This window comes from Mycolicibacterium hippocampi (genome assembly GCF_010723735.1).
In the GTDB taxonomy this organism is placed as follows: domain Bacteria; phylum Actinomycetota; class Actinomycetes; order Mycobacteriales; family Mycobacteriaceae; genus Mycobacterium; species Mycobacterium hippocampi.
In genome coordinates this window covers 1,571,058-1,593,885 of sequence record NZ_BLLB01000002.1, presented here as the reverse complement: position 1 = coordinate 1,593,885, position 22,828 = coordinate 1,571,058, and the positions used below count along the sequence as shown (strand labels likewise).

General features: G+C 69.6%; 25 protein-coding genes and 1 pseudogene. 15 read left to right on the top strand and 11 right to left on the bottom strand.

The genetic code is table 11. The features are described from left to right. Window positions 1–24: 24 nt before the first annotated feature. The 3 genes and pseudogenes from G6N53_RS08825 (at window position 25) to G6N53_RS08815 (ending at window position 3,830) form a co-directional block, all read left to right on the top strand. Complete coding sequence (locus tag G6N53_RS08825) at window positions 25–1,245, top strand: CynX/NimT family MFS transporter (protein ID WP_163888135.1); 1,221 nt, start codon at window positions 25–27, stop codon at window positions 1,243–1,245. A 44-nt stretch (window positions 1,246–1,289) separates the two neighbouring features. Beyond that, window positions 1,290–2,551 (top strand): annotated as a pseudogene (locus G6N53_RS08820) (hypothetical protein). 16 nt (window positions 2,552–2,567) lie between these two features. Beyond that, entirely contained in the window at window positions 2,568–3,830 is a 1,263-nt protein-coding gene (locus G6N53_RS08815; RefSeq protein ID WP_163888134.1) for an RNA polymerase sigma factor, read from the top strand. Here G6N53_RS08815 and G6N53_RS08810 read toward each other — a convergent pair. The 3 genes from G6N53_RS08810 to G6N53_RS08800 are packed head-to-tail and all read right to left on the bottom strand — an operon-like array spanning window position 3,827 to window position 5,597. Next, window positions 3,827–4,450, bottom strand: coding sequence for an SAM-dependent methyltransferase (locus G6N53_RS08810; protein WP_205390534.1), 624 nt, complete (start codon window positions 4,448–4,450; stop codon window positions 3,827–3,829). The two genes, G6N53_RS08815 and G6N53_RS08810, sit on opposite strands and share 4 nt — an antisense overlap. Continuing rightward, entirely contained in the window at window positions 4,447–5,214 is a 768-nt protein-coding gene (locus G6N53_RS08805) for a PIG-L deacetylase family protein (RefSeq protein ID WP_163888132.1), read from the bottom strand. Before G6N53_RS08805 ends, G6N53_RS08810 begins: the two co-directional genes overlap by 4 nt. Then, the gene (locus G6N53_RS08800; protein ID WP_163888131.1) at window positions 5,211–5,597 is read right to left on the bottom strand and encodes a hypothetical protein; all 387 of its coding nucleotides are present in this window, start codon (window positions 5,595–5,597) and stop codon (window positions 5,211–5,213) included. The genes G6N53_RS08805 and G6N53_RS08800 overlap by 4 nt, the downstream gene beginning before the upstream one ends. Window positions 5,598–5,647: 50 nt before the next feature. Here G6N53_RS08800 and G6N53_RS08795 point away from each other — a divergent pair, with 50 nt between their 5' ends. From G6N53_RS08795 to G6N53_RS08785, 3 genes are read left to right on the top strand one after another with little or no spacing between them, the layout of a single operon-like run. Then, the gene (locus G6N53_RS08795; protein ID WP_163888130.1) at window positions 5,648–6,337 is read left to right on the top strand and encodes an HAD family hydrolase; all 690 of its coding nucleotides are present in this window, start codon (window positions 5,648–5,650) and stop codon (window positions 6,335–6,337) included. Between the two features lie 15 nt (window positions 6,338–6,352). Then, window positions 6,353–6,793 carry a nitroreductase family deazaflavin-dependent oxidoreductase gene (locus G6N53_RS08790; RefSeq protein WP_163888129.1) on the top strand — a complete coding sequence of 147 codons (441 nt, stop codon included), beginning with the start codon at window positions 6,353–6,355 and terminating at the stop codon, window positions 6,791–6,793. Window positions 6,794–6,797: 4 nt separating this feature from the next. Then, entirely contained in the window at window positions 6,798–7,721 is a 924-nt protein-coding gene (locus G6N53_RS08785) for a 1,4-dihydroxy-2-naphthoyl-CoA synthase (RefSeq protein ID WP_163888128.1), read from the top strand. A gap of 49 nt (window positions 7,722–7,770) precedes the next feature. Here G6N53_RS08785 and G6N53_RS08780 read toward each other — a convergent pair whose 3' ends face one another. Then, window positions 7,771–8,694, bottom strand: a complete 924-nt coding sequence (locus tag G6N53_RS08780; RefSeq protein WP_163888127.1) for an AraC family transcriptional regulator — start codon at window positions 8,692–8,694, stop codon at window positions 7,771–7,773. 73 nt (window positions 8,695–8,767) lie between these two features. On the opposite strand from G6N53_RS08780, the gene G6N53_RS08775 reads away from it, so the two are divergent. Genes G6N53_RS08775 through G6N53_RS08760 form a run of 4 tightly spaced genes read left to right on the top strand, consistent with a single transcriptional unit; the run spans window position 8,768 to window position 12,641 of the window. Further along, window positions 8,768–9,760, top strand: coding sequence for an SDR family NAD(P)-dependent oxidoreductase (locus tag G6N53_RS08775; RefSeq protein ID WP_163888126.1), 993 nt, complete (start codon window positions 8,768–8,770; stop codon window positions 9,758–9,760). 29 nt (window positions 9,761–9,789) lie between these two features. Continuing rightward, window positions 9,790–10,680, top strand: coding sequence for an SDR family oxidoreductase (locus G6N53_RS08770; RefSeq protein WP_163888125.1), 891 nt, complete (start codon window positions 9,790–9,792; stop codon window positions 10,678–10,680). Continuing rightward, window positions 10,677–12,224: a long-chain-fatty-acid--CoA ligase gene (locus tag G6N53_RS08765; RefSeq protein ID WP_163888124.1), complete on the top strand. Its 1,548-nt coding sequence runs from the start codon at window positions 10,677–10,679 to the stop codon at window positions 12,222–12,224. The genes G6N53_RS08770 and G6N53_RS08765 overlap by 4 nt, the downstream gene beginning before the upstream one ends. A gap of 30 nt (window positions 12,225–12,254) precedes the next feature. Then, complete coding sequence (locus tag G6N53_RS08760; RefSeq protein WP_163888123.1) at window positions 12,255–12,641, top strand: VOC family protein; 387 nt, start codon at window positions 12,255–12,257, stop codon at window positions 12,639–12,641. A gap of 16 nt (window positions 12,642–12,657) precedes the next feature. Here the strand turns inward: G6N53_RS08760 and G6N53_RS08755 are convergent, their stop codons facing one another. Beyond that, window positions 12,658–12,957: a DUF3349 domain-containing protein gene (locus G6N53_RS08755; protein ID WP_163888122.1), complete on the bottom strand. Its 300-nt coding sequence runs from the start codon at window positions 12,955–12,957 to the stop codon at window positions 12,658–12,660. Between the two features lie 209 nt (window positions 12,958–13,166). On the opposite strand from G6N53_RS08755, the gene menE reads away from it, so the two are divergent. From menE to G6N53_RS08740, 3 genes are all read left to right on the top strand, one after another. Next, window positions 13,167–14,276 (top strand): o-succinylbenzoate--CoA ligase, encoded by a 1,110-nt coding sequence (gene menE, locus G6N53_RS08750; protein WP_264063919.1) that lies wholly within the window; start codon window positions 13,167–13,169, stop codon window positions 14,274–14,276. 37 nt (window positions 14,277–14,313) lie between these two features. Next, complete coding sequence (locus G6N53_RS08745) at window positions 14,314–14,928, top strand: pyridoxamine 5'-phosphate oxidase family protein (protein WP_163888121.1); 615 nt, start codon at window positions 14,314–14,316, stop codon at window positions 14,926–14,928. 69 nt (window positions 14,929–14,997) lie between these two features. Then, window positions 14,998–16,353, top strand: coding sequence for a hypothetical protein (locus G6N53_RS08740; RefSeq protein WP_163888120.1), 1,356 nt, complete (start codon window positions 14,998–15,000; stop codon window positions 16,351–16,353). Here the strand turns inward: G6N53_RS08740 and G6N53_RS08735 are convergent. From G6N53_RS08735 to G6N53_RS08715, 5 genes are read right to left on the bottom strand one after another with little or no spacing between them, the layout of a single operon-like run. Next, window positions 16,279–16,773 carry a hypothetical protein gene (locus tag G6N53_RS08735; RefSeq protein WP_237166463.1) on the bottom strand — a complete coding sequence of 165 codons (495 nt, stop codon included), beginning with the start codon at window positions 16,771–16,773 and terminating at the stop codon, window positions 16,279–16,281. The two genes, G6N53_RS08740 and G6N53_RS08735, sit on opposite strands and share 75 nt — an antisense overlap. Further along, complete coding sequence (locus G6N53_RS08730) at window positions 16,746–17,846, bottom strand: molybdopterin-dependent oxidoreductase (RefSeq protein ID WP_163888119.1); 1,101 nt, start codon at window positions 17,844–17,846, stop codon at window positions 16,746–16,748. The genes G6N53_RS08735 and G6N53_RS08730 overlap by 28 nt, the downstream gene beginning before the upstream one ends. After that, window positions 17,843–18,472, bottom strand: coding sequence for a methyltransferase domain-containing protein (locus G6N53_RS08725; protein ID WP_163888118.1), 630 nt, complete (start codon window positions 18,470–18,472; stop codon window positions 17,843–17,845). Before G6N53_RS08725 ends, G6N53_RS08730 begins: the two co-directional genes overlap by 4 nt. After that, window positions 18,472–19,137, bottom strand: a complete 666-nt coding sequence (locus tag G6N53_RS08720) for a TIGR04282 family arsenosugar biosynthesis glycosyltransferase (RefSeq protein ID WP_163888117.1) — start codon at window positions 19,135–19,137, stop codon at window positions 18,472–18,474. Before G6N53_RS08720 ends, G6N53_RS08725 begins: the two co-directional genes overlap by 1 nt. Next, window positions 19,134–19,790 carry a glycosyltransferase family 2 protein gene (locus G6N53_RS08715; protein WP_163888116.1) on the bottom strand — a complete coding sequence of 219 codons (657 nt, stop codon included), beginning with the start codon at window positions 19,788–19,790 and terminating at the stop codon, window positions 19,134–19,136. The genes G6N53_RS08720 and G6N53_RS08715 overlap by 4 nt, the downstream gene beginning before the upstream one ends. Window positions 19,791–19,893: 103 nt before the next feature. Here G6N53_RS08715 and G6N53_RS08710 point away from each other — a divergent pair, with 103 nt between their 5' ends. Further along, the gene (locus G6N53_RS08710; protein ID WP_163888115.1) at window positions 19,894–20,601 is read left to right on the top strand and encodes a response regulator transcription factor; all 708 of its coding nucleotides are present in this window, start codon (window positions 19,894–19,896) and stop codon (window positions 20,599–20,601) included. Next, window positions 20,588–21,613 carry a sensor histidine kinase gene (locus G6N53_RS08705; RefSeq protein WP_163888114.1) on the top strand — a complete coding sequence of 342 codons (1,026 nt, stop codon included), beginning with the start codon at window positions 20,588–20,590 and terminating at the stop codon, window positions 21,611–21,613. Before G6N53_RS08710 ends, G6N53_RS08705 begins: the two co-directional genes overlap by 14 nt. A 78-nt stretch (window positions 21,614–21,691) precedes the next feature. Here the strand turns inward: G6N53_RS08705 and G6N53_RS08700 are convergent, their stop codons facing one another. After that, window positions 21,692–22,819, bottom strand: a complete 1,128-nt coding sequence (locus G6N53_RS08700; RefSeq protein ID WP_163888113.1) for an NAD(P)H-dependent flavin oxidoreductase — start codon at window positions 22,817–22,819, stop codon at window positions 21,692–21,694. Window positions 22,820–22,828: the final 9 nt, after the last annotated feature.

Here is a 22,828-nt window from a genome sequence, read left to right as displayed (position 1 = left end):
TGGGATGTATGGCAGTGTAGCGGGGTGCGCAGCACCAAGCCCGAGATCGACACACCCCCGCCCGACGAGCCGGGCGGGGTTCCCACGGTGGCCGGTGGGGCGCTGCTCGCGGTGGCCGTCGTGCTGACCGCATTGAACCTGCGGCCGGCCGTGACCAGCGTGGCGCCCCTGCTCGGCGAGATGCGCACCGACCTCGCGGTGTCGGCCACCTGGGCCGGCCTGCTGACCACACTGCCCGCGCTGTGCTTCGCGGCCGCCGGACTGGCCGCGCCGCGGTTGTCCTCGAGGATCGGCCTCGGGCGCACCATCTCGGCGGCCATGGTCGCGTTGACCATCGGCCTGGCCGCCCGGGTCATCGACGGACCGCACGTGGTGATCGGCGCCACCCTTGTGGCGTGCGCCGGCATCGCGCTGATCAATGTGTTGATCCCCGTCGTCATCAAGGGGTCGTTTCCCGCCCGGGTCGGCCTGATGACCGGCATCTACACCGCTGCACTGCAGGGCGGCGGAGCGCTCGGTTCGGCCGTGACACCCGGGCTGGAGGGCCCACTGGGTGGCTGGCGCGTCGCTCTTGCGGCATGGGCGGCGGTGGCTTTCGTGGCGTTCGCGGTGTGGCTGCCCGCCTCCCGGCGCCACCGCGGAACGTGGGCTGAGCAGGGCAGGCTGGCGGGTCGGCCCCGTTCGCTGCTGCGCAACCCGCTGGCCTGGACGGTGACGCTGTTTTTCGGTTGTCAGGCGTTCATGGCCTACATCGTGATGGGTTGGCTTCCACAGGTTTTCATCGACAACGGCATCGACAAGCTGCACGCCGGGTTGCTGGTCGGACTGGTGTCGCTGATCGGGGTGCCGGTGGCGCTGGTGATCTCCCCACTGGCCGCCCGCAGTGCCAACCAGACCTGGTGGATCGTCGCGCTCGGCGTGGTGGGCTTCGCAGGGGCGACCGGCGTGATGCTGGCTCCCGCCGCGCACCCCGTTCTCTGGAGCGTGCTGATCGGTGTCGGCATGGGCGCGTTCTCGATGGCGCTCGCGGTGATCGCGCTTCGTGCCCGCACCGCAGAGGACACCGCGCAACTGTCGGGCATGGTGCAGGGATTCGGCTATCTCGTCGCGGGCACCGGACCGTTTCTGTTCGGCCTGCTCCACGACGTGACGCACGGCTGGACGGTGCCGTGGATGATGTTCCTGGTGGTCTATGCCGTGCAGATCGGGGCCGGCGCGCTGGCCGGCCGCTCCCGCTACGTGTGAGCCGGCCGTGCACAATCACGGGCATGGGCACCTCGGCGGGATCGATGGATGACCAGCGGTGGTTCCCCGGCGGTCATCTCGGCCTCGACGTCCCGGCCGACACCAACTCGTTGGGTGCCGGCGGGGCGGAGTTCCTCACCGAGGCGTTCCGCCGCGCGGGTGCCCTCACCGGCGACAACGCCGTGGTCGCGATCGAGGAGCTGAGGGAGTTCGGCGGGGGCAGCACAGGACGGAAAGCGGTGCTGTCAGTGTCGTACCGACAGGACGGCGACCTACCGCGAGACCTGTTCGTGAAGTTCTCCCGCGACTTCGACGACCCCGGACGCGACGTCGGACGCAGCCAGATGGCGGAAGAAGTGCGGTTCGCATTGCTCACCGGCTCCCCGGAATTCCCGATAGACGTGCCCCGGTGCCTGTTCGCGGACTACGACGAGCGATCCGGAACCGGAATCCTGATCACCACCCGGATCGCCTATGGCAGCAACGGGATCGAGCCCCACTACGACAAATGCGCCGATCACGTCATGCCGGATCCTCCCGGTCACTACCGCGCCCTGCTGGGTGCGCTCGCCAGGCTGGCCGGCGCCCACCGGGCCGGTCTGCTGGGTGCCGGCTTCGAGTTCCCCGTCGACATGAGACGGCTGTCGGTCGGCGAGCGGACCCCGTACACCGCCGACCAGCTGCACCGCCGTGTCGATCAGCTCGGCGAACTGGCTTCCCGGCAGCCTGCCCTGCTGCCTTCCGGTGTGACTTCTCCGGAGTTCCTCTCCCGGCTGCGTGAGCAGGTCACGGTGTGCGCGGCCCGGGTCGAGGATCTGTGGGACTCCCTGGGTGCCGATCCCCGATACGTCGCGCTGTGCCACTGGAACGCCAACGTCGACAACGCGTGGTTCTGGCGGGACACCGCAGGAGAGCTCCGATGCGGGCTCCTCGACTGGGGATGCGTCGGCCGGATGAACCTCGCGATGGCGATCTGGGGCTCGATGTGCAGCGCCGACACCGACATGTGGAACGCCCACTTCGACTCGCTGCTCGACCATTTCGTCGCCGAGTTCGCCGCGGCGGGCGGAGCGCCACTGGATGTCGGCGAGTTACGTCGGCACCTGCTCACCTACGTCGCGATCACGGGACCGGCGTGGTTGCTCGATGTGCCCGGCTACCTGCTCAAGCGGCTGCCGAACCGGTGGCCGACCGGTTCGACCCGCGCGTCGCGGACAGCGAACAGACGCGCAGCCGGCTGCTGATGATGACGAACTTCCTCAACCTGTGGGCGAATTCGGACATGAGCACGGTGCTTGGGCGTTGAGCGCCGCCGGGAAGTAATGGGGAACGTGGACACCGCTGATCTGCGACAGACCGTCGACGCGGTGTGGCGCATCGAGGCAGCAAGAATCGTCGCCACGCTGACCCGCACGGTCGGGGACATCGGCCTGGCCGAGGACCTCGCCCAGGAAGCCCTGGTCGACGCCCTCACCCAGTGGCCGGACACCGGAGTGCCCCGCAACCCGGGCGCGTGGCTGACCGCCGTCGCCAAACGCAAGGCCATCGACCACTGGCGCAGGCAGGACAACCTCGACGCCAAGTACGCCGTGCTGGCTCGCGAACTGGAGAACCACGTCGACGACACCTGGGACCCCGACCGCATCGACGACGACGTGCTGCGGCTGATCTTCATGTCCGCCCACCCGGCGCTGTCGAGGGAGAACCAGATCGCGCTGACCCTGCGGGTGGTCGGCGGCCTGACCACCGACGAGATCGCCAAGGCGTTTCTCACCCCACGGGCCACGATCGCACAGCGCATCGTCCGGGCCAAGAAGGCGCTGACGGGAGTACCTTTCGAGATCCCGGGCCGCTCGGAGCGCCCGCAGCGGCTGTCCTCGGTCCTCAACGTCCTCTACCTGATCTTCAACGAGGGGTATGCCGCCTCCGCCGGACAGCGGTGGATTCGCGGTGAACTGTGCAGCGAGGCATTGCGACTCGGCCGCGTGCTGGCGGCGTTGGCCCCTGACGAGGCCGAGGTGCTCGGGCTGGTCGCGCTGATGGAGTTCCAGTCCTCGCGTCTGGGAGCCCGCACCGACGCCGACGGCTCCCCGATTCTGCTCGAGGACCAGAACCGGGCCAGGTGGGACCGTGCTCAGATCCAGCGTGGTGTGCGCGCGCTGCAGCAGGCTTCTGATGTGTTGCAGCGCAGGAAGACCGGGTGGGGTTACTACTCTTTGCAGGCCGCACTTGCCGAATGTCACGCGGTCGCGCCGACCGCCGGCGACACCGATTGGCCGCGCATCGTCGCTCTCTACGACGCGCTGTTGGCACTGGTCCCGTCTCCGGTCGTCGAACTCAACCGGGCCGTCGCGGTCGCGATGTCCGACCCGCTGACGGGCCCTTCGCAGGCGCTGGAGATCATCGACCGGATCGAGGGGCTCGACCGGTCGCATCTGGTGCCCAGCGTGCGCGGTGAGCTGCTGTCACGACTCGGCCGGGACGCCGAGGCGGCAGTCGAGTTCGACCGCGCGATCGCACTCGCCGACAACGACCGCGAGCGGGAAGTATTGCAGGCCAAAGCTTCCCGGGCGCGAGGCGACTAAGCGCCGGGCACCGAGGTGCGGGAGGCGACCGACGCTCCCCCGGCTCTGTCGAACACATCGATAACCACGTCGGCATCGCGGTACACACCGAGGTGATGCAGGCCGGGTGTCGCGCCGATGATGTCGTTGGCCCGGTCCCCGGCCATCGGATAGTCCGGCACCCTATGGCGCCAGTGGGCCGCGACCACCGTCGCGGCCGGACCCAGCCGCGGCACCTCACGGTCGAGCGCCTCGCGCAGCAGCTCGGGCTGCAGGTAGTAACACAACTCCGAGAGCACCACCAGATCAAAAGGTCCGGCGGGCCAGGGCTGGTCGAGCGAGCCGCGCAACAACGTCACCCGATCCCTGGTTCTGCTCGCCAGCAGCCGCCGATGCGTGGCGTCCAGCGCGCCGACACTGATGTCGGTGCTGGTCACGTGATCGCAGCGGCCGAGCAGCTTCTCGGTGAGTACGCCGACCGAGCAGCCCGGCTCGAACGCGTGCCGGTAGCGCGGATAGGGCAGCAGGGCGGTGGTGATCGCGTACTTGCGCTGTTCGTACCACCGCGCCTGCAGGCCCCACGGATCCGCGGATTCCGCGTACATGCGGTCGAAGTAGCTGTCGGGCAGTCGAGTAGTCAGCGGAAGACCACCTCACCCACGGCCAGCAGCCTGCTCAGCACGAACGGGGGAAGAACCGGCGGGACCCCCGGGGCCCGCGGCACGAACTGGCTGCGGAAGGTCTGCGCCGCGCGGTTCTTTTGCTCGATGGCGAAGCGGCTCAGCGGAACCGAGTACGCGCGATCCCACGGCACCGCGGGGTCGACGGGCTGCGCCCAGTGCCACATCCACACCGGGTACTCCATCAGCACCGCACCGCTGCGCTCGGCCGCGGTAGCCGCGGCCCGGCCCACCGCCTCATGGTCGGGATGGCCGTCACCGCGCCAGGTCGCGGCACACCACGTTCCGGCCGGCTTGGTGGCCAGCAACTCGGTGAGCAGATCCGCCAGCCGATCTTCGTGCCGGGCGAGCTGCCCGTCCGGCAGCCCCAGGCAGAACGGGGCGTTGAGACCCATTACCCCGGCTGCGCTGTAGAGCTCCGCGCGGCGCACCCGCTCCAGCTGAAAGCGCTGCAGCAGAGACTGGTTCGGGTGAGCGGCGCCGCCGTCGCTGGCCGAGACGATCTGCACCCGCACTCCGGCCTCGGCCAATTGCACCGCCGTCCCGCCGAATCCCAGCGTCTCGTCGTCGGGATGCGCGCCGACCACCACCACCTCGGGGCAGTCGCTGAGATCCAGGCTGGGCAGCCGCAACCCGGCGTCGAGCCACGCGTGCGTCGGGGTACCACCGTCAGCCAGCGGTTGGGCGGCCAGTCGCGCGGAGTTGCCGGTACGCGCGGTGGTCACGACGCTCTCTTCAGGTATTGGGCGAACCCGCCCGGGGTGCGGCCCTCGCGCCGGTCCGACGTCGCCACCGACAACTCCCGGTCGCGGTGCACGGTCAGCCCGGCCTCCTCGAAGCGGTGCGCGGGCGAGAAGTTCCGCCAGTTCGGCACCCGAACCACTCCGAGAACCATGTCCGCGGCGTCGAGCCCGGCGAACAGCGACCGCGCGTACTCGAACCCGGCGGCTCGGGTGGCGCCGACATCGGCCGCGTCCACCGACACCGAGGTGGACAGGCACAGCGCAGCGGTGGCCAGCGCCCGCAGGCATTCCGGCAGATCGGCCCGCTCGTTGTGCGCGGGAACCACCACGACAGTCTGCAGCGGGAACGATTCGGACGCGGTCATGCGGTTATTTAGCCGTTTGGCGGACATTTCACACCTGGCACGATGGTGGCGTGGACGACGTGGCGGCAGTGCTGTTCGATTTCTCCGGCACCCTGTTCCGGCTCGAGGAGGACGACAGCTGGTTCGCGGGGATGGAACTCGACAACGACGACCGCCGCGAGATCGACGGTCACGTGCAGGCCGAGCTGATGCGGCGGCTCACCGCGCCGACCGGTCGGTCGGTGCACATGACGCCCGAGGCGCTGCAGGCGTGGATGAACAGGGACCTGGCGCCACATCTGCACCGCGAGGCCTACCTGCACGTGCTGCGCGAATCCGGACTGGCCCGCCACCATGCCGAATCGCTCTATGCCCGGGTGATCGACCCCGCGAGCTGGATGCCGTATCCGGACACCGCTGCGGTGCTCGGCGGACTGCGTCGGCGCGGCGTCACGACCGCGGTGGTGTCCAACATCGCCTTCGATCTGCGGCCGGCGTTCGAGGCTGTCGGTGGGGTCGGGGTCGTCGACGAGTTCGTGCTGTCGTTCGAGGTCGGCGCCGTCAAGCCGGACCCGGCGATCTTCCAGACCGCCCTGGACCGGCTCGGGGTGCCCGCCGAGCGGGCGTTGATGGTCGGCGACAGCGACGAGGCCGACGGCGGAGCCCGCGCGCTGGGCTGCGGTTTCGCGCTCGTCGATCCGCTGCCGACCTCGCAGCGCAGCGACGGGCTGATCACCGCCCTGCGGCCCTACGGCCTGTGACGGCACACTGGACGGATGGCCGATCCGAAGCCGCCGTGGTGGCTCAAACCGATGAACAAGGTGCTGATGGCCGCCATGAGGACCGGCCTGATGAAGGACGGTCCGCTGGTGCTGACGGTGACCGGCCGCAAGTCCGGCCGGCCACGGTCGACGCCGATCACCCCGTTCGAGGTCGACGGGAAACGCTACGTCGTCGGCGGGTTCCCCGGCGCGGACTGGGTGCGCAACGCGCAGGCGAATCCCGATGCGGTGCTGGTGCGCGGCAGGGTGCGCGAGCCGGTGCGGATGGTGGAGCTGACCACCGAGCAAGCCCGCCCGCTGCTGCGGCAGTTCCCGACGCTGGTGCCCACCGGCGTCAGCTTCATGAAGAACGCCGGGCTGGTCACCGGACCCGACCCCGACGAGTTCGAGGCGTTGGCCGGCCGCTGCTCGGTGTTCCGCTTCGATAACGTTTGACCCCGTGACCGATCCTGTGAGTAACCCGTTCGACCCCAGCCTCTGGGAGCCGGTGGCCGGCTTCGACGACCTGACCGACATCACCTACCACCGCCACGTCGCCGACGGCGCCCAAACACCGACGGTCCGGGTGGCCTTCGACCGGCCCGAGGTCCGTAACGCATTCCGGCCGCACACCGTCGACGAGCTCTTCCGCGTCCTCGACCACGCCCGGATGTCCTCCGACGTCGGCGTCGTGTTGCTGACGGGCAACGGGCCGTCGCCCAAGGACGGCGGGTGGGCCTTCTGCTCCGGCGGTGACCAGCGCATCCGCGGCCGCAGCGGTTACCAGTACGCCTCCGGGGACACCGCCGAGACGGTGGACCCGGCCCGGGCGGGCCGGCTGCACATCCTCGAGGTGCAGCGCCTGATCCGGTTCATGCCCAAACCGGTGATCTGCCTGGTCAACGGGTGGGCCGCCGGTGGCGGGCACTCGCTGCACGTGGTGTGCGACCTGACGCTCGCTTCGCGTGAGCACGCCCGTTTCAAGCAGACCGACGCGGACGTGGGTTCGTTCGACGCCGGCTACGGGTCGGCGTATCTGGCGAGCCAGACCGGGCAGAAGTTCGCCCGCGAGATCTTCTTCCTGGGCCGCCCCTACACTGCCGAGCAGATGCACGCGATGGGCGCGGTCAACGAGGTCGTTGACCATGCCGATCTGGAAACCGTTGCGCTGCAATGGGCTTCGGAGATCAATGGGAAGTCACCCCAGGCCATCCGGATGTTGAAGTACGCCTTCAACCTGCCGGAGGACGGCCTGGTTGGCCAGCAGTTGTTCGCCGGCGAGGCCACCCGGCTGGCGTACATGACCGACGAGGCCGTCGAGGGCCGTGACGCGTTCCTGGAGAAGCGCGCCCCGGACTGGACGCCGTTCCCGCGGTATTTCTGAGCGATTTCGGCGTGGTTTTCGTCGCTGAGCGGCGATAGGCACGCCGAGATCACCCGATCTGGACGCTGGCGCGGTAGCGCAGCGGCGACATCCCGACCTCCCGTTTGAAAGCGTTGCTGAAGGCACTTTCCGACGTGTAGCCGAGCCGGAACGCCAGCGGGCCCACGCGGGCGTCGCCGTCGCGCAGCGCGTGCCGCGCCAGCTGCATGCGCCAGTTGTTGAGATACGTCAGCGGAGGTACGCCCGCGACCACCCGGAAGCGTTCCGCGAACGACGTCCGCGACATCGCCGACGTGCGAGCGAGTTCATCGAGACGCCAAGGCTTTCCGGGTTGGTCGTGCATCAGCGACACCGCCGGGCGCAGCCTGTCGTCGGTGAGCAGGCGCAGCCACCCGGGTGGGAGTTCGTCGGTTTGGGCGATGTAGGCGCGAAGCACCTCGAGCAGCAGCAGCTGGCCCTGCTGCTTGATTGCAAAGGCCGCACCGACCCGGTCGCCGGTCACTTCGTCGAGCAGGCGGTTGAGGATCGCGTGCAGGTTGGTCGCCTCGGCCGCGGAGGCACGTACATGCCCGACGGGTGGTAGGGCCTGCATCAGCAGCGCCTGACCGATCGGGTTGACGTCGATGTGACCTCCGATGATCACGTCGGAGTCGCTGCAGTTGGCGCCGTCGACCCGGACGAAGGTGTCCGATTCGTCGATCACGAGCTCGGTGGGCGCGTCGAGTCCCGAACCGCCCTGGAGCACCATCCGCGAGCATCGATTGAGGATCGCGACATCGCCGGGCGCCAGGTCGATCGGTTCGGACATGCGGTCGGTCGTCAGCCTCAGATGCCCGCAGACCACGGCGATCATCTTCAGCGGGTCGTGGATGTCGACGTGGCAGATCCAGTCCCCGCGCACCGAGAACCCACCGGATACGAGGCCCTGGACCTCGATGAGGTCGAACACGTCGGAGAGCTGATCTCGAACCATATCCGTACTATCGCGCAAGAAATCCGAACGCACAACCATTCAAAGTCCAACCATTCGGGCGCACTGTGGACTGATGACCAACACACAACACCCCATCGGATCCGGTTTCACCGCTGCCTCGACGGCCGAGGAGGTCGTCAACGGCATCGACCTCTCCGGGCGCAACGTCGTCGTCACCGCCGGCCACGTCGGTCTCGGACTCGAGACCACCCGTGCACTGGCCAATGCTGGTGCCAACGTCGTCGTCGCCAGCCGTAATCCCGCCACGGCGGCCGAGGCGGTGGACGGCATCGCCGGCGTGGAAATCGATCAGCTCGATCTCATCGATCCCGCCTCGGTGGAGGCGTTCGCCGCGCGGTACCGCGACTCCGGACGTCCGCTGCACATCCTGATCAACAACGCCGGAATCATGGGCGGCGAGCTCGTCCGTGATTCCCGCGGGTACGAAGCCCAATACGCGACCAACCATCTCGGTCATTTCCAGCTGACACACGGCCTGCTCCCCGCGCTGCGCAAGGCAGGCGGTGCACGCGTGGTGGAGGTCTCGTCCTGGGGTCATCACCTGTCCGACATCCGTTGGGAAGATCCACATTTCGAGCGGGAATACGACGGCATGGTCGCCTACGGCCAGTCGAAGACCGCCAATGTACTGTTCGCCGTCGAACTCGACCGGCAGTGGTCCGGTGACGGCATCCGCGGCTACTCACTGCACCCCGGCGGGATCGTCTCGACCAACCTGGGGCCGTCGTTCAGCCTCGACGACTGGCGCGCAATGGGGCTCCTCGACGAGAACGACCAGCCCATCATCGACCCCGAGCGGGACATGAAGACGCCGCAGCACGGCGCCTCGACGCAGGTGTTCGCCGCGACCAGCCCACTGCTCGCCCAGATCGGCGGGGTGTACCTGGCCGACAACGACATCTCGCCGCTGGAGGCGGACGCCCGGCCTGTCACGGTCGACCTGGGCAGCGACCCGCTCCAGACCACGCCGGGGGTCGCCGGCTACGCCGTGGATCCGGAGTCGGCCGAGCGGCTGTGGGAGCTGAGCGAGAAGCTGCTCGCCTGAGTTGTCGCCTGGATACCTAGACTCGCTACGTGACTAGCAGAAACCCGCTGCGCCGGCTGGCCGAACAGGTCGTGCTGACCAGCATGCGGCCCCCGATCCTCCCGACGCTGCTGCAGTACCGGCCCAACCGCGAGGTGGTCGACCTGACGGGCAAGCGGGTCCTGCTGACCGGCGCGTCCTCGGGCATCGGCGAAGCCGCCGCCGGGAAGCTGGCACGCCGCGGCGCCACGGTCGTGGTGGTGGCCCGCCGCGCGGAGCTGCTCGACGCAGTCGTCGCACGGATCACCGCCGCCGGCGGGGACGCCCGCGCCCACGCCTGCGACCTGTCCGACCTCGACGCGGTCGACGCTCTGGTCGCCACGGTGGAGGCCGACCTCGGCGGTGTCGACATCCTGGTCAACAACGCCGGCCGGTCCATCCGGCGACCGCTGACCGAATCGCTGGAGCGCTGGCACGACGTCGAACGCACGATCGCGCTGAACTACTACGCACCGCTGCGGCTGATCCGCGGCCTGGCCCCGGGGATGATCGCGCGCGGGGACGGCCACGTGATCAACGTGTCCACCTGGGGCGTCAAGACCGAGTCGCCGCCACTGTTCGGGGTGTACAACGCCTCCAAGGCGGCGCTGTCGTCGGTCAGCCGGATCATCGAAACCGAGTGGAGCGACCGGGGCGTCCACTCCACGACCCTGTACTACCCGCTGGTGAAGACCCCGATGATCGCACCCACCCGCGCCTATGACGGCCTGCCCGGGTTGTCCGCCGACGAGGCCGCCGATTGGATCGTCACCGCCGCGCGCGATCGCCCGGTCAGCATCGCGCCGCGGATCGCGGTCACCGCGGCCGCCATCAACAGCATCGCCCCCGCCGCCGTCGACATGATGATGAAGCGCCAGCGGATGCAGCCCGAAGACCGATGACGGCTTCCGGGATCGCCGGCCTGGCCGATGTCGTCCGGGTGCACGGCCGGGACCGCCCCGATGCGCCCGCGCTGGTGGTCGATGACCGGACCATCACGTTCGGCGAACTCGACGCGCGGTCCAGCCGTGCGGCCCAGGCGTTCTCGTCGGCGGGCATCGGGTTCGGCGACCGGGTCGCGTTCGTCGAGCGCAACGGTGCGGAGTTCTTCGACGTGGTGTTCGGGCTGGCCAAGTTGGGTGCCGTCGCCGTCCCGGTCAACTGGCGGCTGGCAGCGCCGGAGATCCGCCACATCGTCGCCGATTGCCGGGCCGCGGCGATCGTCGTGGGCGAGGAGTTCTTCGGCCATGTCGAGGCCATCGAGGCCCAGATCAGCGCCGAGGTCGTCGCGATCGGGAGCCACGACCGCTGGCCGGACTTCGCCGACTGGGTGGCCGCCCACCCCGCCGTCGACCCCGGCGTCGCCACCGGGCCCGATGACCTGGTGGCGCTGATGTACACATCGGGGACCACCGGGCTGCCCAAGGGCGTCATGCTCAGCAACACCAACTACCGCGCCAAGACCGCGGGGGTCGCCGGGCCGTGGCGGTTCAGCGGCGACGCCGTGAGCCTGGCCGTCATGCCGCTGTTCCACATGGCCGGGTCCGGATGGGCGTTCGCCGGGCTGTGGCACGGCGCCCCCACCGTCGTGCTGCGCGACGTCGACCCGGCCGCCATCCACGATGCGATCGCCACCCACGGCGTCACGAACCTGCTGCTGGTGCCCGCCGTGATCCAGGTCCTCCTCGACACCCCCGGCGTCACCACCTGCGACTTCTCCCACCTGCGGGTGCTCGTCTACGGCGCCTCCCCCATCAGCGACGACGTGCTGATCCGCGGGATCGAACGCTTCGGCGGGGTGTTCGCGCAGGTGTACGGCATGACCGAGACCACCGGATCGATCACCCAGCTCGACGGCGCCGACCACGTGCCGGACCGGCTGCGCTCGTGCGGCAAGCCGTATCCGTGGGTGGCGGTGCGGGTCGTCGACCCCGACGGCGCCGACGCCCCGCCCGGAACGGTCGGCGAGCTGTGGACCCGTTCCGAGCAGAACATGCTCGGCTACTGGAACAACCCCGAGGCGACCGCGGCCACCCTGACCGGCGACGGATGGCTCAAGACCGGGGACGCCGGGTACATCGACGCCGACGGCTACGTGTACCTGCAGGACCGGGTCAAGGACATGATCGTCTCCGGCGGCGAGAACGTGTACCCGATCGAGGTGGAGAACGTCCTGATGACCCACCCCGGGGTGGCCGACGTCGCCGTCATCGGCGTGCCCGACGACAGATGGGGCGAAGCGGTCAAGGCCGTGGTGGTGCCCGCGCCGGGCGCCTCGCTGAACGACGCCGAGCTGATCGGATACGCCAGGGCGCGCCTCGGCGGCTTCAAGCTGCCCAAGACCGTCGACTTCGTCGCGGCGCTGCCGCGCACCCCGAGCGGCAAGGTGCTCAAACGCGACCTGCGCGACCCGTACTGGGCGCACACCGGCAGGCACATCGGCTGAGCCCGCCGCCCGCGTGATAAACACGGTGGCATGGAGATCCTGGCCAGTCGGATGCTGTTTCGGCCGGCCGACTATCAGCGGTCAGTGGCGTTCTACCGCGATGGCATCGGCCTGGCGGTCGCCCGGGAGTACGGCGCAGGCACCGTGTTCTACGCCGGCCAGTCGTTGATCGAACTCGCCGGCCACGGCGCCCCCGACCACGGTGCGCCACCGTTCCCCGGAGCGCTGTGGCTGCAGGTCCGGGACGTGCAGGCGGCGCAGACCAAGCTGCGGGAACGTGGCATCGAGATCGCCCGCGAGGCCCGCCGCGAACCGTGGGGTCTGCACGAGATGCACGTCGTCGACCCCGACGGCGTGACGTTGATCTTCGTGCAGGTGCCCGACGACCACCCGCTGCGCCGAGACGTTCGCGACTGAGTTCAGCGCGCCGAGTTCAGCGCGCGGATGCCACCACCGACCAGCCGACGGACGCCAGCCGCGCGGCCACCTGCTCGATCTCCTCGGCGTCGGGCTCGGCGGCGGTGACCACATGCAGCGCCGCCCGCACCTCGCGCGACGTCACGGTGCCCGAATCGTCGCCGCGCAGCACCGCCTGCGCGACAGCCACGACGTCGTCGTCGGACAGCGACCGGGCCAGCAGCGCGAGCAGCGGAAAGTAGTCCTGCCGCGGAATCCCGTGTGGATAACCCTGCTGCAACCAGGAGACGACGTTGTCGACGCGACGCGCGGGCATGCGGTCAATTCTGCGGGCTCCGAGGCCGATCCGGCCAGCCGGTGGACCGGCATTTCACCCTGCACGGTGAGGTCTTCATCTGCTGTTCAACCGCGGCCGGGAGCTACTATCGGCTCGCCGAGATCCCGTCCTGATGTGGAGGTCAGCCCATAGCCATCCTTCGTCCGGTCGGCATCGGGTCCGGCGCCGCGGCATCAACTGCGTTGACCGTGATCGGCGACATGCTCCGCGGCCGGGTCAGCGTGCTGCCGGTACCCGCCGGCAGCGCCGAGGAGACATCGCAGCTGACGACGGCGCTGCGGGCGGGGCAGAGTATCGACGACGACGTGGCCGTCGTGCTGTCCACCTCGGGCACCACCGGCACCCCGAAGGGCGCCCTGCTCTCCGCCGCCGCTCTGATGGCCAGCGCCGAAGCGACCCACAATCGGCTCGGTGGCACCGGCCGCTGGCTGCTGGCCTTACCCGGGTACCACGTGGCCGGATTCCAGGTGCTGGTCCGTAGCGTGGTGGCGGGCACCCATCCGGTCGCCATCGCAGCCGCCTTCGAACCCGCCGAGCTGTCCGCTGCCGTCGCTGAGCTGGGCTCCGGCCGGCGCTATGCATCACTGGTGGCGGCACAGCTGGACAAGGCGCTGCGGGACCCGCAGGCCACCCGGGCGCTGGCCGAGCTGGACGCGGTGCTCGTCGGCGGCGGTCCGATGCCGGCCGCGGTGGCCGAAAAGGCCTCGGCTGCAGGTGTTTCGGTAGTCCGAACCTACGGGATGAGCGAGACCGCCGGCGGTTGCGTGTACGACGGGGTGCCGCTGGACGGGGTCGAGGTGAAGGTGGCCGACGACGGCAGGATCTCCCTCGGCGGCCCGACCGTCGCCTCCGGGTACCGCAACCCCGTGGAACCGGACCCGTTCGCCGAACGCGGCTGGTTCCGCACCGACGACCTCGGCACCCTCGACGGTGCAGGCGTGCTCACCGTGCTGGGCCGGGTCGACGACGCGATCAGCACCGGCGGGCTGACGGTGCTGCCCGGGCTGGTCGAGGCCGCGCTGGCCACACATCCCGCGGTGGCCGAGTGCGCGGTGTTCGGCGTGCCAGACGAACGGCTGGGGCAGCGGGTGGCGGCCGCGGTGGTGGTCGAGCCCGGCAGCACGATCACGTTGGCGCAGCTGCGGTCTCACGTCAGCGGATCGCTCCCCCCGACCGCGGCGCCGCGTCAGGTGCACGTCGTCGACGCGCTGCCGCGCCGGGGAATCGGCAAGGTCGACCGCCGCGAGCTCGGCCGGCTGTTCGGCGCGCACGAACCACACGAACCGCACGAACCGTAGCCCACCCGTCGCCGGTGGGCACGCGCATGATGGGGGGATGAGCACCGAAGTGACCTCTGTCGACGAACTCCGCGCGATCGTCGGGTATCCGAACGAGGCCGTGGCCAACAAGGTCGGCGACCGGCTGTCCGCGGTGCACCAGCACTGGCTGGCCCACTCGCCGCTGGGCTTCGTGGCGACGACGGACGCCCGCGGCCGCGTCGACGTCTCCCCGAAAGGCGACCCTGCCGGGTTCGTGCACGTCATCGATCCGACGACAATCGCCATCCCGGAGCGCCCCGGCAACAAACGCGTGGACGGCTACCTCAACGTGCTGGAACGCCCGCACGTCGGCACGCTGTTCGTGATCCCCGGACGCGGCGACACGCTGAGGATCAACGGGACCGCCCGGATCTTCGCCGACGCCGATTACTTCGACGCGATGGCGGTGCGGGGCAAGCGGCCCATCTTGGCGTTGCAGATCGACATCGAAGAGGTGTTCTTCCACTGCGCCAAGGCATTCCTGCGTTCCGACGCGTGGAAGCCGGAGAACTGGAAGCCGGACGCGGTGCCCAGCGTCGCGCAGCTGGCCAAGTCGATCTATGCGGACATGAGCCTCGAGGAGCTGGAGAAGTACTTCGGCGAGGAGAACATGCGCTCGATGCTCTACTGAGCGGGCTGTCACCGAATCGTTCGGGCAGCACGCGGCCCGGGCCCGGCGGACCGCCATAAGCTGGCGGTCGTGCCCATCGGTCGCAAGGAGGTGATCGCGGTCAGCGCCGCCGTGGCGCTCGTCGTCGCGGCGTTCGTGATCCCGCACCTCGATTTCGGCATCGTCACCCCGCTGATCAACGCGTCCGAGGAACGATTCCGCACGTTCGCCGGCACCGCACCGATCTTCGGCTGGTACAACGCCCACGTCGGCCCCGGCACCATCCCTGCGGTCGCGATCGCCGCCGCGGCGGTGCTGTGGGGGCCGTCGCTGGCGCAGCGGCTGTCCTGGCGCCGGCTGCCCTGGACGGTCTGGGCGGTCTCCTGCGGGTGGGCGTTCAGCCTGGCCATGATCGACGGCTGGCAGCGCGGCTTCGCCGGCCGGCTCACCGCACGCCACGAATACCTGCGCCAGGTGCCGACCGTCACCGACATACCCGAAGCGGTGCGTTCGTTCGCCGACAGAATCCTCGACTACCAGCCGGATTCGTGGATCACCCATGTGTCCGGGCACCCGCCCGGCGCCCTGCTGACGTTCGTGTGGCTCGACCGGATCGGGTTGACCGGCGGCGCGTGGGCGGGTCTGCTGTGCCTGCTTGCCGGCTCGAGTGTGGCGGCCGCGATCGTCGTGACGGTGCGCGCGATCGCCGACGAGGACACCGCCCGGCTGGCGGCACCGTTCGTGGCGGTGGCGCCCACCGCCATCTGGGTCGCGGTCTCCGCCGACGGCTACTTCGCGGGCGTCGCCGCGTGGGGCATCACCCTGCTGGCGTTGGCGGTCAGCAGGACGGTGCGCCTGCCGGTGCCGGCCGCCGCCGGCGCCGGGCTGCTGCTGGGCTGGGGCATCTTCCTCAACTATGGGCTGGTGCTGATGGCGCTGCCGGCGGTCGCCGTGCTGCTCACCGCGACCACTTGGCGCGCCGCCCTCGGCACGCTCGTGCCCGCGTTGATCGCTGCGCTGGCGGTGGTGGTGGTGTTCGTCGCCGCCGGATTCTGGTGGTTCGACGGGTACCTGCTGGTGCAGGAACGCTATTGGCAGGGCATCGCCGCCGACCGGCCGTTCCAGTACTGGGGCTGGGCCAATTTCGCGTCGGTGGTGTGCGCCATCGGGCTGGGCAGCGTCGCGGGCATCGGTCGGGTGTTCGACATTGCCGCGATCAGACAGCGGTCCGGGCTGTACCTGCTGGTGCTGAGCGCGCTGCTGGCCATCGTGTTCGCCGATCTGTCCCGGCTGAGCAAGGCCGAGACGGAACGCATCTGGTTGCCGTTCACGATGTGGCTGGTAGCCGCCGCCGCGTTGCTTCCGCGGCCGTCACACCGATGGTGGCTGGCGGTCAACGTCGCCGGCGCGCTGGCGATCAACCACCTGGTTCTGACGAACTGGTAGCCGCCGGGCAGCGGCGTAGTAGAGCGGGACGCAGATCCACACCGCCGCGATCATGATCCACAGCCCCAGCGCGTAGTCGCGGTCGAGCACCGTCGGATTGTCGGGGCGTGCGCCCGGCTTGCTGTACACCGGGATCGCCAGCACCACCAGAACCACACTGCACAGCGCGGCCACCGCGGCGGGCGCCTGCCAGCGCACCGGGATCAGGGCTCGACCCGTAAACCCGACCGCGGCGCACAGTGGTGCGAAAACGAAGTCGTGGACTACGACGCCGACCGCCACCCACACCGCGATCCGCACCAGCACGGTGGGTGAGAAGTCCCACAGCAGCACCGCGCCGTAGGCACCGACCGCGACACCCGCAACGACCAGGATCACCCGCAGCGCCGACATCACACCACCTCGATCCGGGTCAGCCATTTCGTCTGCAACACACCGGGTCTCGTCGGTGCGATCAAACGGCAGGGATACCCGTGGTCGAGGTTGAGGGTCTCACCGTTGATCTTCAACGCGATCAGCGTCATGTCGTCACGGGCATGGCGGGCCGGTAGCACCGTGCGGGAGTACGGACCCGGTGGTTCCAGCGAGATCATCCGCACGTCCGAGTCGGCCGATGCCCCCACTGTGGCGACCAGGTCCGCCAGCACCACACCGGTCCAGTCCGCGGAGGCGCTCCACCCCTCCACGCAGGCGATCGGCAGCCGATGTGTGGTCTGCGGCATCGCCTGCAGGTCGGCGACGGTGAAGCTCTGGCTGCGGTCGCCGTGGGTGACCGTCAACCGGTAGTCCGGCGAGCTCGCCGCGCGCGTCACCCCGGCGGCGATCGCGGATCGGTTGATCGGAACGCCCTGGGGTCCTTCGCCGGTGCGCGGCGCGAGCACCGACACACGGCGCAGCAGCGGTACCGTCTGGCCGACAGTGGCCAACGTCGCCAACCCCACGGCCACCCAGGTGCCGCGCAGCACGGTACGCCGTGAGGGACCCACCGCTCCGCCCTGGGCTACATCGGATAGCGGCTCGCTGAGCGCCTGTCGGATCACCGGGAGCTTGATGCCGATGTGCACGATGATGGCACCTACCGCCACATAGGACATCGCGTAATGGGCTGTGGTGAAGAAGAACTCGAAGGCGTACCACTGGGCGATGTTGAGCAGGCCGGTGCTGAGCTGGAAGAGCATCGACCCGACCAGCACCAGGATCGACAGCCGCTCGATCTGGCGTACCCCACCACCGACAAGCGGACGCTCGAACAGCTTCGGCCACACCGACCACAGCTTGACGATGAGCAGTGGGATGGCGGCGATGCCCGTGGCGACGTGCAACCCCTGGGTGAACCGGTACAGCCCGACCGGCCGCGTGGGCCACCAGAACCAGGGCTGCGGGTGCTGGATGAAGTGGCTCATCAGTCCCGTGAGGAAGCACACCGCAACCGTGATGCCCAGCGCCGTCCCGACGCGTGCGGTGATCGCCGTCCCACGTAGTGACGTGGTCACGTCGCGGCGAGGGTGGCGACCACCCTGCTGCCGATGCGGTGGACGTCGGCCACCGCCAACCCGACCTCCACGGCCAACGACGGGACGCAGTCGATGCCCACCGAGGCCCAGGGGAACCACGGGCCGATCGTGCGCGACGATTCCAGCCGCACCCACCCGACGTCGATACCCGTAGTGGTCGAGTCGAATTCGGCGACGCAGTGGCCCCCGGAGCGCAACAGTTCGGCGGCCCGGCGCAGCACCCGGCGTGGGTCGCCGCCGACCCCCACATTGCCATCGGCCAACAGCACCGTCTGCCAGCGGCCCGTGGCAGGAAGCGGCTCGAACATGTCCCGCCGCAACGCCGGAGCACCGCTGCTGCGGGCCAGCTTCACCGCGGTCGCCGACAGATCCACCCCCAATGCCGGGACACCGCGCTGCACCAGGTGCGCAACCAGTCGTCCAGGGCCGCAACCCAAATCGATCGTCGGCCCCTCACACATGCCGACCACCGCATGGTCGAACCGGGCGTCGGCGTGGCGCCCACCCAACCAACTGCGCACCGGGAGTTTCTTGACCCGGCCGTCGTCGTGGCGAATCCAACATCGCTCGCCGTCGAGCGCCCGGTCGTAGAGCTGTCCGAACATCAGACCCTCTGAGCGGCGGTGATCCGGCTGAACCGGGATCCGGGCGGACAGGCGCGGCGCACCTCGACGATGTCGTCGAGGGTGTCGACGTCGGCGAGCTCACAGAGAAGATCCACATACTGGACCGTGTGCTGCAGGGCCGCCAGCGTTACAGCGCCAGTGTCCGGCGCCGACATCGGCACATCGCGCAGGCAGTCGGCAGTCGCGGCGTCGGTGACGCCCAGCACCCACCAGCCGCCGTCGTGTGCCATGCCGAGAACGGTGTGGTGGTCGGCGAGTGACTGTGCGCACCGACCGATCAGCTCCGGGCTCACCTGGGGGGTGTCCATACCGATCTGCAGCACGGGCAGCCCGCCGGTAGCCGCGGCCGCGTCCAGATGTGCGTTGGCGAGCCGGTCGGCGAAGCCCTCACCGCGTTGGGTGACGACGATGAAATCAGCGAGCCGTGACCGGATCTCGTGCGACCGCTTGGCGTCGTCGAGGTTCCCGGTCAGGGCGACCACCCTCGCGGCCACGGGGGCGTCGGCGACCGCATCGAGAGTGTCGAGCAGCGCTGCTGCGGCGATGTCGGCGGCCGTGTCGTCACCGAGGTCGGCCGCCAGGCGGGTCTTGGCCAGCCCGGGCACCGGCGCCTTGGCGACCACCAGCACGCTCACCGGTATCACGAGATCACCCGCCAGAAGTCCAGCGCCGCAGTGGCACTGCCCTTGACCGAGCCACTGACCTTGGAGGTGCCCCCGGTGCGCGGCCCGTACGCGACGTCACGTTCGGTGACCGTCCAGCCCGCCTGCGCGGCGCGCACCAGCAACTCGAGCGGGTAGCCGGAGCGCCGGTCGGCCACCCCCAGGGACAACAGCGCCTCCCGCCGCGCCACCCTCATCGGCGCGATGTCGTGCACCTGCAGGCCGTGTCGCGTCCGCAGCCGCCAGCTCACCGCCGCGGTGCCCAGGCGGGCGTGCCACGGCCACTTCAGGCCGGGCACCGGGCGGCGACGCCCGATCGCCATGTCGGCGCCGCGTTCGACGTCGTCGACCAACCCGGGAAGCTCCTGAGGATCCAGCGATCCGTCGGCGTCGAGAACCGCCACGATCGGCGTGGTCGCCGCGACCAGCCCGGCGTGCACCGCAGATCCGTATCCCGGCCTGCGTTCGGCGACGACGTCGGCCCCGTGCCGGCGTGCCACCTCCGCGGTGCCGTCTGTGCTGTTGTTGTCCACCACCAGAGCCCTATACCCAGCGGGAAGACTCGCAAGCACCCCCGGAAGCGACGCCGCCTCGTCGAGACACGGGAGCACCACCGTGACGCGACTGTCGGGCATATCCACCCACGTTATGTGATCTCCCCTGGTGATGCGAGGTGCAAGGCTGACAATTCAGTGACGTAGGCGCTGGTAGTGAAGGTGTGGGGCTAACCTCGGTGTGATGACCCGGGTTCTGATCGCCGACGACGACGACGTCGTCCGCGATGTGGTGCGCCGTTACCTGGAGCGCGACGGACTCGACGTGTCGATCGCCAACGACGGCACGGAGGCCCTGCGACTGCTCGGTTCTCAGCGCATCGACGTGGCCGTCCTCGATGTGATGATGCCCGGCCCGGACGGGCTGTCACTGTGCCGCAGCCTGCGCCGCGGCGGCGACTACACGGTGCCGGTCATCCTTCTGACCGCCCTCGGCGAGGAGGAGGACCGCATCGCGGGTCTGGAGGCGGGCGCCGACGACTACCTGACCAAGCCGTTCAGCCCGCGCGAGCTGGCGCTGCGGGTCCGATCGGTGTTGCGCCGTGCGCCCTCCCCCGGCGGCGTGGTGCCGCTCGACATCACCGCAGGCGACCTCACGGTGTCGACCGCATCCCGCAGCGTCACGATCAACGACAAGCCGGTCAACCTCACCAACCGGGAATTCGACCTGCTGCTGTTCTTCCTCACCCATTCCGACACCGTGTTCACCAGGGAGGATCTCCTCCGACAGGTGTGGCACTGGGACTTCGGAGACCTGTCGACGGTGACCGTGCACGTCAAGCGACTGCGTTCCAAGCTCGGCGACATGCATCGAGTACAGACCGTGTGGGGGCGCGGCTACATGTGGACCTCCGACCGCGTGACCTCGGGGCGGTCGGATGCCGACGACTGACTTCCTGGAGATCGTCGGATGGGCACTCGCCTGCTCGGTTCCGGTCGTGCTGCTGGGCGCGGTGATCATCCGCCTGGCGCGCACCTGGTCGTTGGCGGTCAGCATGGTGGCGCTGGTGCTGATCCCGGTGCTGGCGACGTTCACCGGCGTGCTGGGTGCCAGCGGGTTCATGGTCACGGCGACGTTCGAGCAGACCGCCGTGGTGCTGGTCATCGTCTCGATCGTGACGATCCCGGCCGCCGTGATGCTGGGCCGCTACCAGGCCCGGCGCACCGTCTGGGAAGCCGAGATCCGGGACTCCGAGCGGGCCGCCGAGCAGTCGCGGCGGCGGCTGGTGGCGTTCGTCAGCCACGACCTGCGCACCCCGCTCGCGGGCATCCGTGCCGTCTCGGAGGCGATCGCCGACGGCGTGGTCCCCGACGACGAGGTGAAGGTGCACGCCAAGCACATCGAGCACGAGTCGGTGCGGCTGTCCGAGATGGTCGACGACCTGTTCGAGATGTCGAAGATCAACGCCGGCGCGCTGACCCCGTCGTTCGAGAAGGTCGCGCTCGACGAGGTGGTCGACGACGTGCTCGCCGCGCACCGGATCGCGGCCGAACGCGCGGGGGTGCAGCTCAAGGCCGACCTGCCCGCACAGCCGGTGCGCGTGGTGGGCAGTGACCGCGCACTGGTCCGGGTGTTGTCGAACCTGGTGGCCAACGCGATCGCGCACACCCCTGAGGGCGGCAGCGTCGAGCTGGCGCTGGGCTCCGACGAGAACAGCGCGTGGGCCCGCGTCGACGACACCGGCGTCGGCATCGACGAGGCGGACCTGCCGAGGGTGTTCGACGTCGCGTATCGCGGATCCAACAGCCGGGTGCCGCGCACTGATTCGTCGCTGCCGAGCGGGTCGGGCCTCGGGTTGGCGATCGCCGCGGGGCTGGTGCAGGCGCATCGCGGCACGCTGTCGGCGCACAACCTGCCGACCGGCGCCCGCTTCGAGGTGCGCCTGCCGCTGGCCGGCGACTGACCCTGCTCGCGAAATATCATTCCGGGTCGTTGCAACCGCGGTTTCCACAGCCGGGAATGATATTTCGCGGGGACGACGTCAGCCGGGTAGTGAGTTGTTGAGGCGCTCGGCGGCGGCCAGGTAGTCCTCGATGAACTCCCGCACCACCTCGCGCGCCGGCTTCACCTTGTTCATCAGCCCGACGCCCTGTCCGACGAAGTAGGTCGCCAGGGCCTGGGCACCTTCGTGGCCCTGAGAAGCCAGCACGTCGATGCGGCGGATCACCGGCTCGCACAGCATCGACTGCAGCGGCAACGGCAACGGCTGATGTCCGCCGGCGTGCGGCGTCCACGCATCCGTCCACTCCGACACCAGCTGACGTGACGGCTTGCCGGTGCGGCCCGCCGAGCGCACGGTGTCGCGGGATGTGGCGGCCAGCATCTTGGCCACCGTGTGCGGTGCCGTCTCGGCCTCCTCGGTGGTCAGCCACACCGAACCGGTCCACGCGCCGGCCGCGCCCATGGCGACCATGCCGGCCATCTGGCGTCCGGTGACGATCCCGCCCGCGGCCAGCACCGGGACGGCACTACCGACGGCCGCCACAGCTTCGATCACCTCGGGGACCACCACCAGCGTGCTGACCTCTCCGCAGTGCCCACCGGCCTCGGTGCCCTGCGCGACGATCAGGTCCACCCCCGCGGCGACCTGCTTGACGGCGTGCTCCTTGGCGCCGACCAGCGCCGCGACCGGAATACCGCGCTCCTTGCCCGCCTCGATCATGTAGTCCGGCGGGACACCCAGCGCGTTGGCGATCAACTTGACCGGGTGCGTCAGCGCGACATCAAGCAGCTCGCGGCCGGTGTTGCCGGACAGGATCGCACCGCCGAGCCGCCGGTTGGGCTCCGGTTCGATGTCGTGGGCGACCAGCAGCTCGTCGACGAGGTCGCGGTAGCTCTGCGGGATGCGCTCGCCCAACTCGGCACCGGAGAGCTTCTCGCCCTTGCCCTCGAACTTCGCCGGCACGATCAGGTCCACGCCGTACGGTTTGCCGCCGACGGCGTCGTCGATCCAGGCCAACTCCTGGTCCAGCTGCTCGGGGCTGTAGGCGGTGGCCCCGAGCACGCCGAAGCCGCCGGCGTTCGTCACGGCGGCGACGACGTCGCGGCAGTGGCTGAACGCGAAGAGCGGGAAGTCGATGCCGAACTGTTCGCAGATCTCCGAAGTCACGTCAGCCAG

Coding starts and splice junctions, on each gene's coding strand:
- G6N53_RS08790 (WP_163888129.1), top strand. CDS start 6,353: ATGGCCGATCCGAAGCCGCCGTGGTGGCTCAAACCGATGAACAAGGTG.
- G6N53_RS08710 (WP_163888115.1), top strand. CDS start 19,894: ATGACCCGGGTTCTGATCGCCGACGACGACGACGTCGTCCGCGATGTG.
- G6N53_RS08755 (WP_163888122.1), bottom strand. CDS start 12,957: ATGCCCGCGCGTCGCGTCGACAACGTCGTCTCCTGGTTGCAGCAGGGT.
- G6N53_RS08745 (WP_163888121.1), top strand. CDS start 14,314: ATGAGCACCGAAGTGACCTCTGTCGACGAACTCCGCGCGATCGTCGGG.
- G6N53_RS08760 (WP_163888123.1), top strand. CDS start 12,255: ATGGAGATCCTGGCCAGTCGGATGCTGTTTCGGCCGGCCGACTATCAG.
- G6N53_RS08725 (WP_163888118.1), bottom strand. CDS start 18,472: ATGTTCGGACAGCTCTACGACCGGGCGCTCGACGGCGAGCGATGTTGG.
- G6N53_RS08705 (WP_163888114.1), top strand. CDS start 20,588: ATGCCGACGACTGACTTCCTGGAGATCGTCGGATGGGCACTCGCCTGC.
- G6N53_RS08815 (WP_163888134.1), top strand. CDS start 2,568: ATGGGGAACGTGGACACCGCTGATCTGCGACAGACCGTCGACGCGGTG.
- G6N53_RS08765 (WP_163888124.1), top strand. CDS start 10,677: ATGACGGCTTCCGGGATCGCCGGCCTGGCCGATGTCGTCCGGGTGCAC.
- G6N53_RS08775 (WP_163888126.1), top strand. CDS start 8,768: ATGACCAACACACAACACCCCATCGGATCCGGTTTCACCGCTGCCTCG.
- G6N53_RS08715 (WP_163888116.1), bottom strand. CDS start 19,790: ATGCCCGACAGTCGCGTCACGGTGGTGCTCCCGTGTCTCGACGAGGCG.
- G6N53_RS08735 (WP_237166463.1), bottom strand. CDS start 16,773: ATGGCTGACCCGGATCGAGGTGGTGTGATGTCGGCGCTGCGGGTGATC.
- G6N53_RS08800 (WP_163888131.1), bottom strand. CDS start 5,597: ATGACCGCGTCCGAATCGTTCCCGCTGCAGACTGTCGTGGTGGTTCCC.
- G6N53_RS08780 (WP_163888127.1), bottom strand. CDS start 8,694: ATGGTTCGAGATCAGCTCTCCGACGTGTTCGACCTCATCGAGGTCCAG.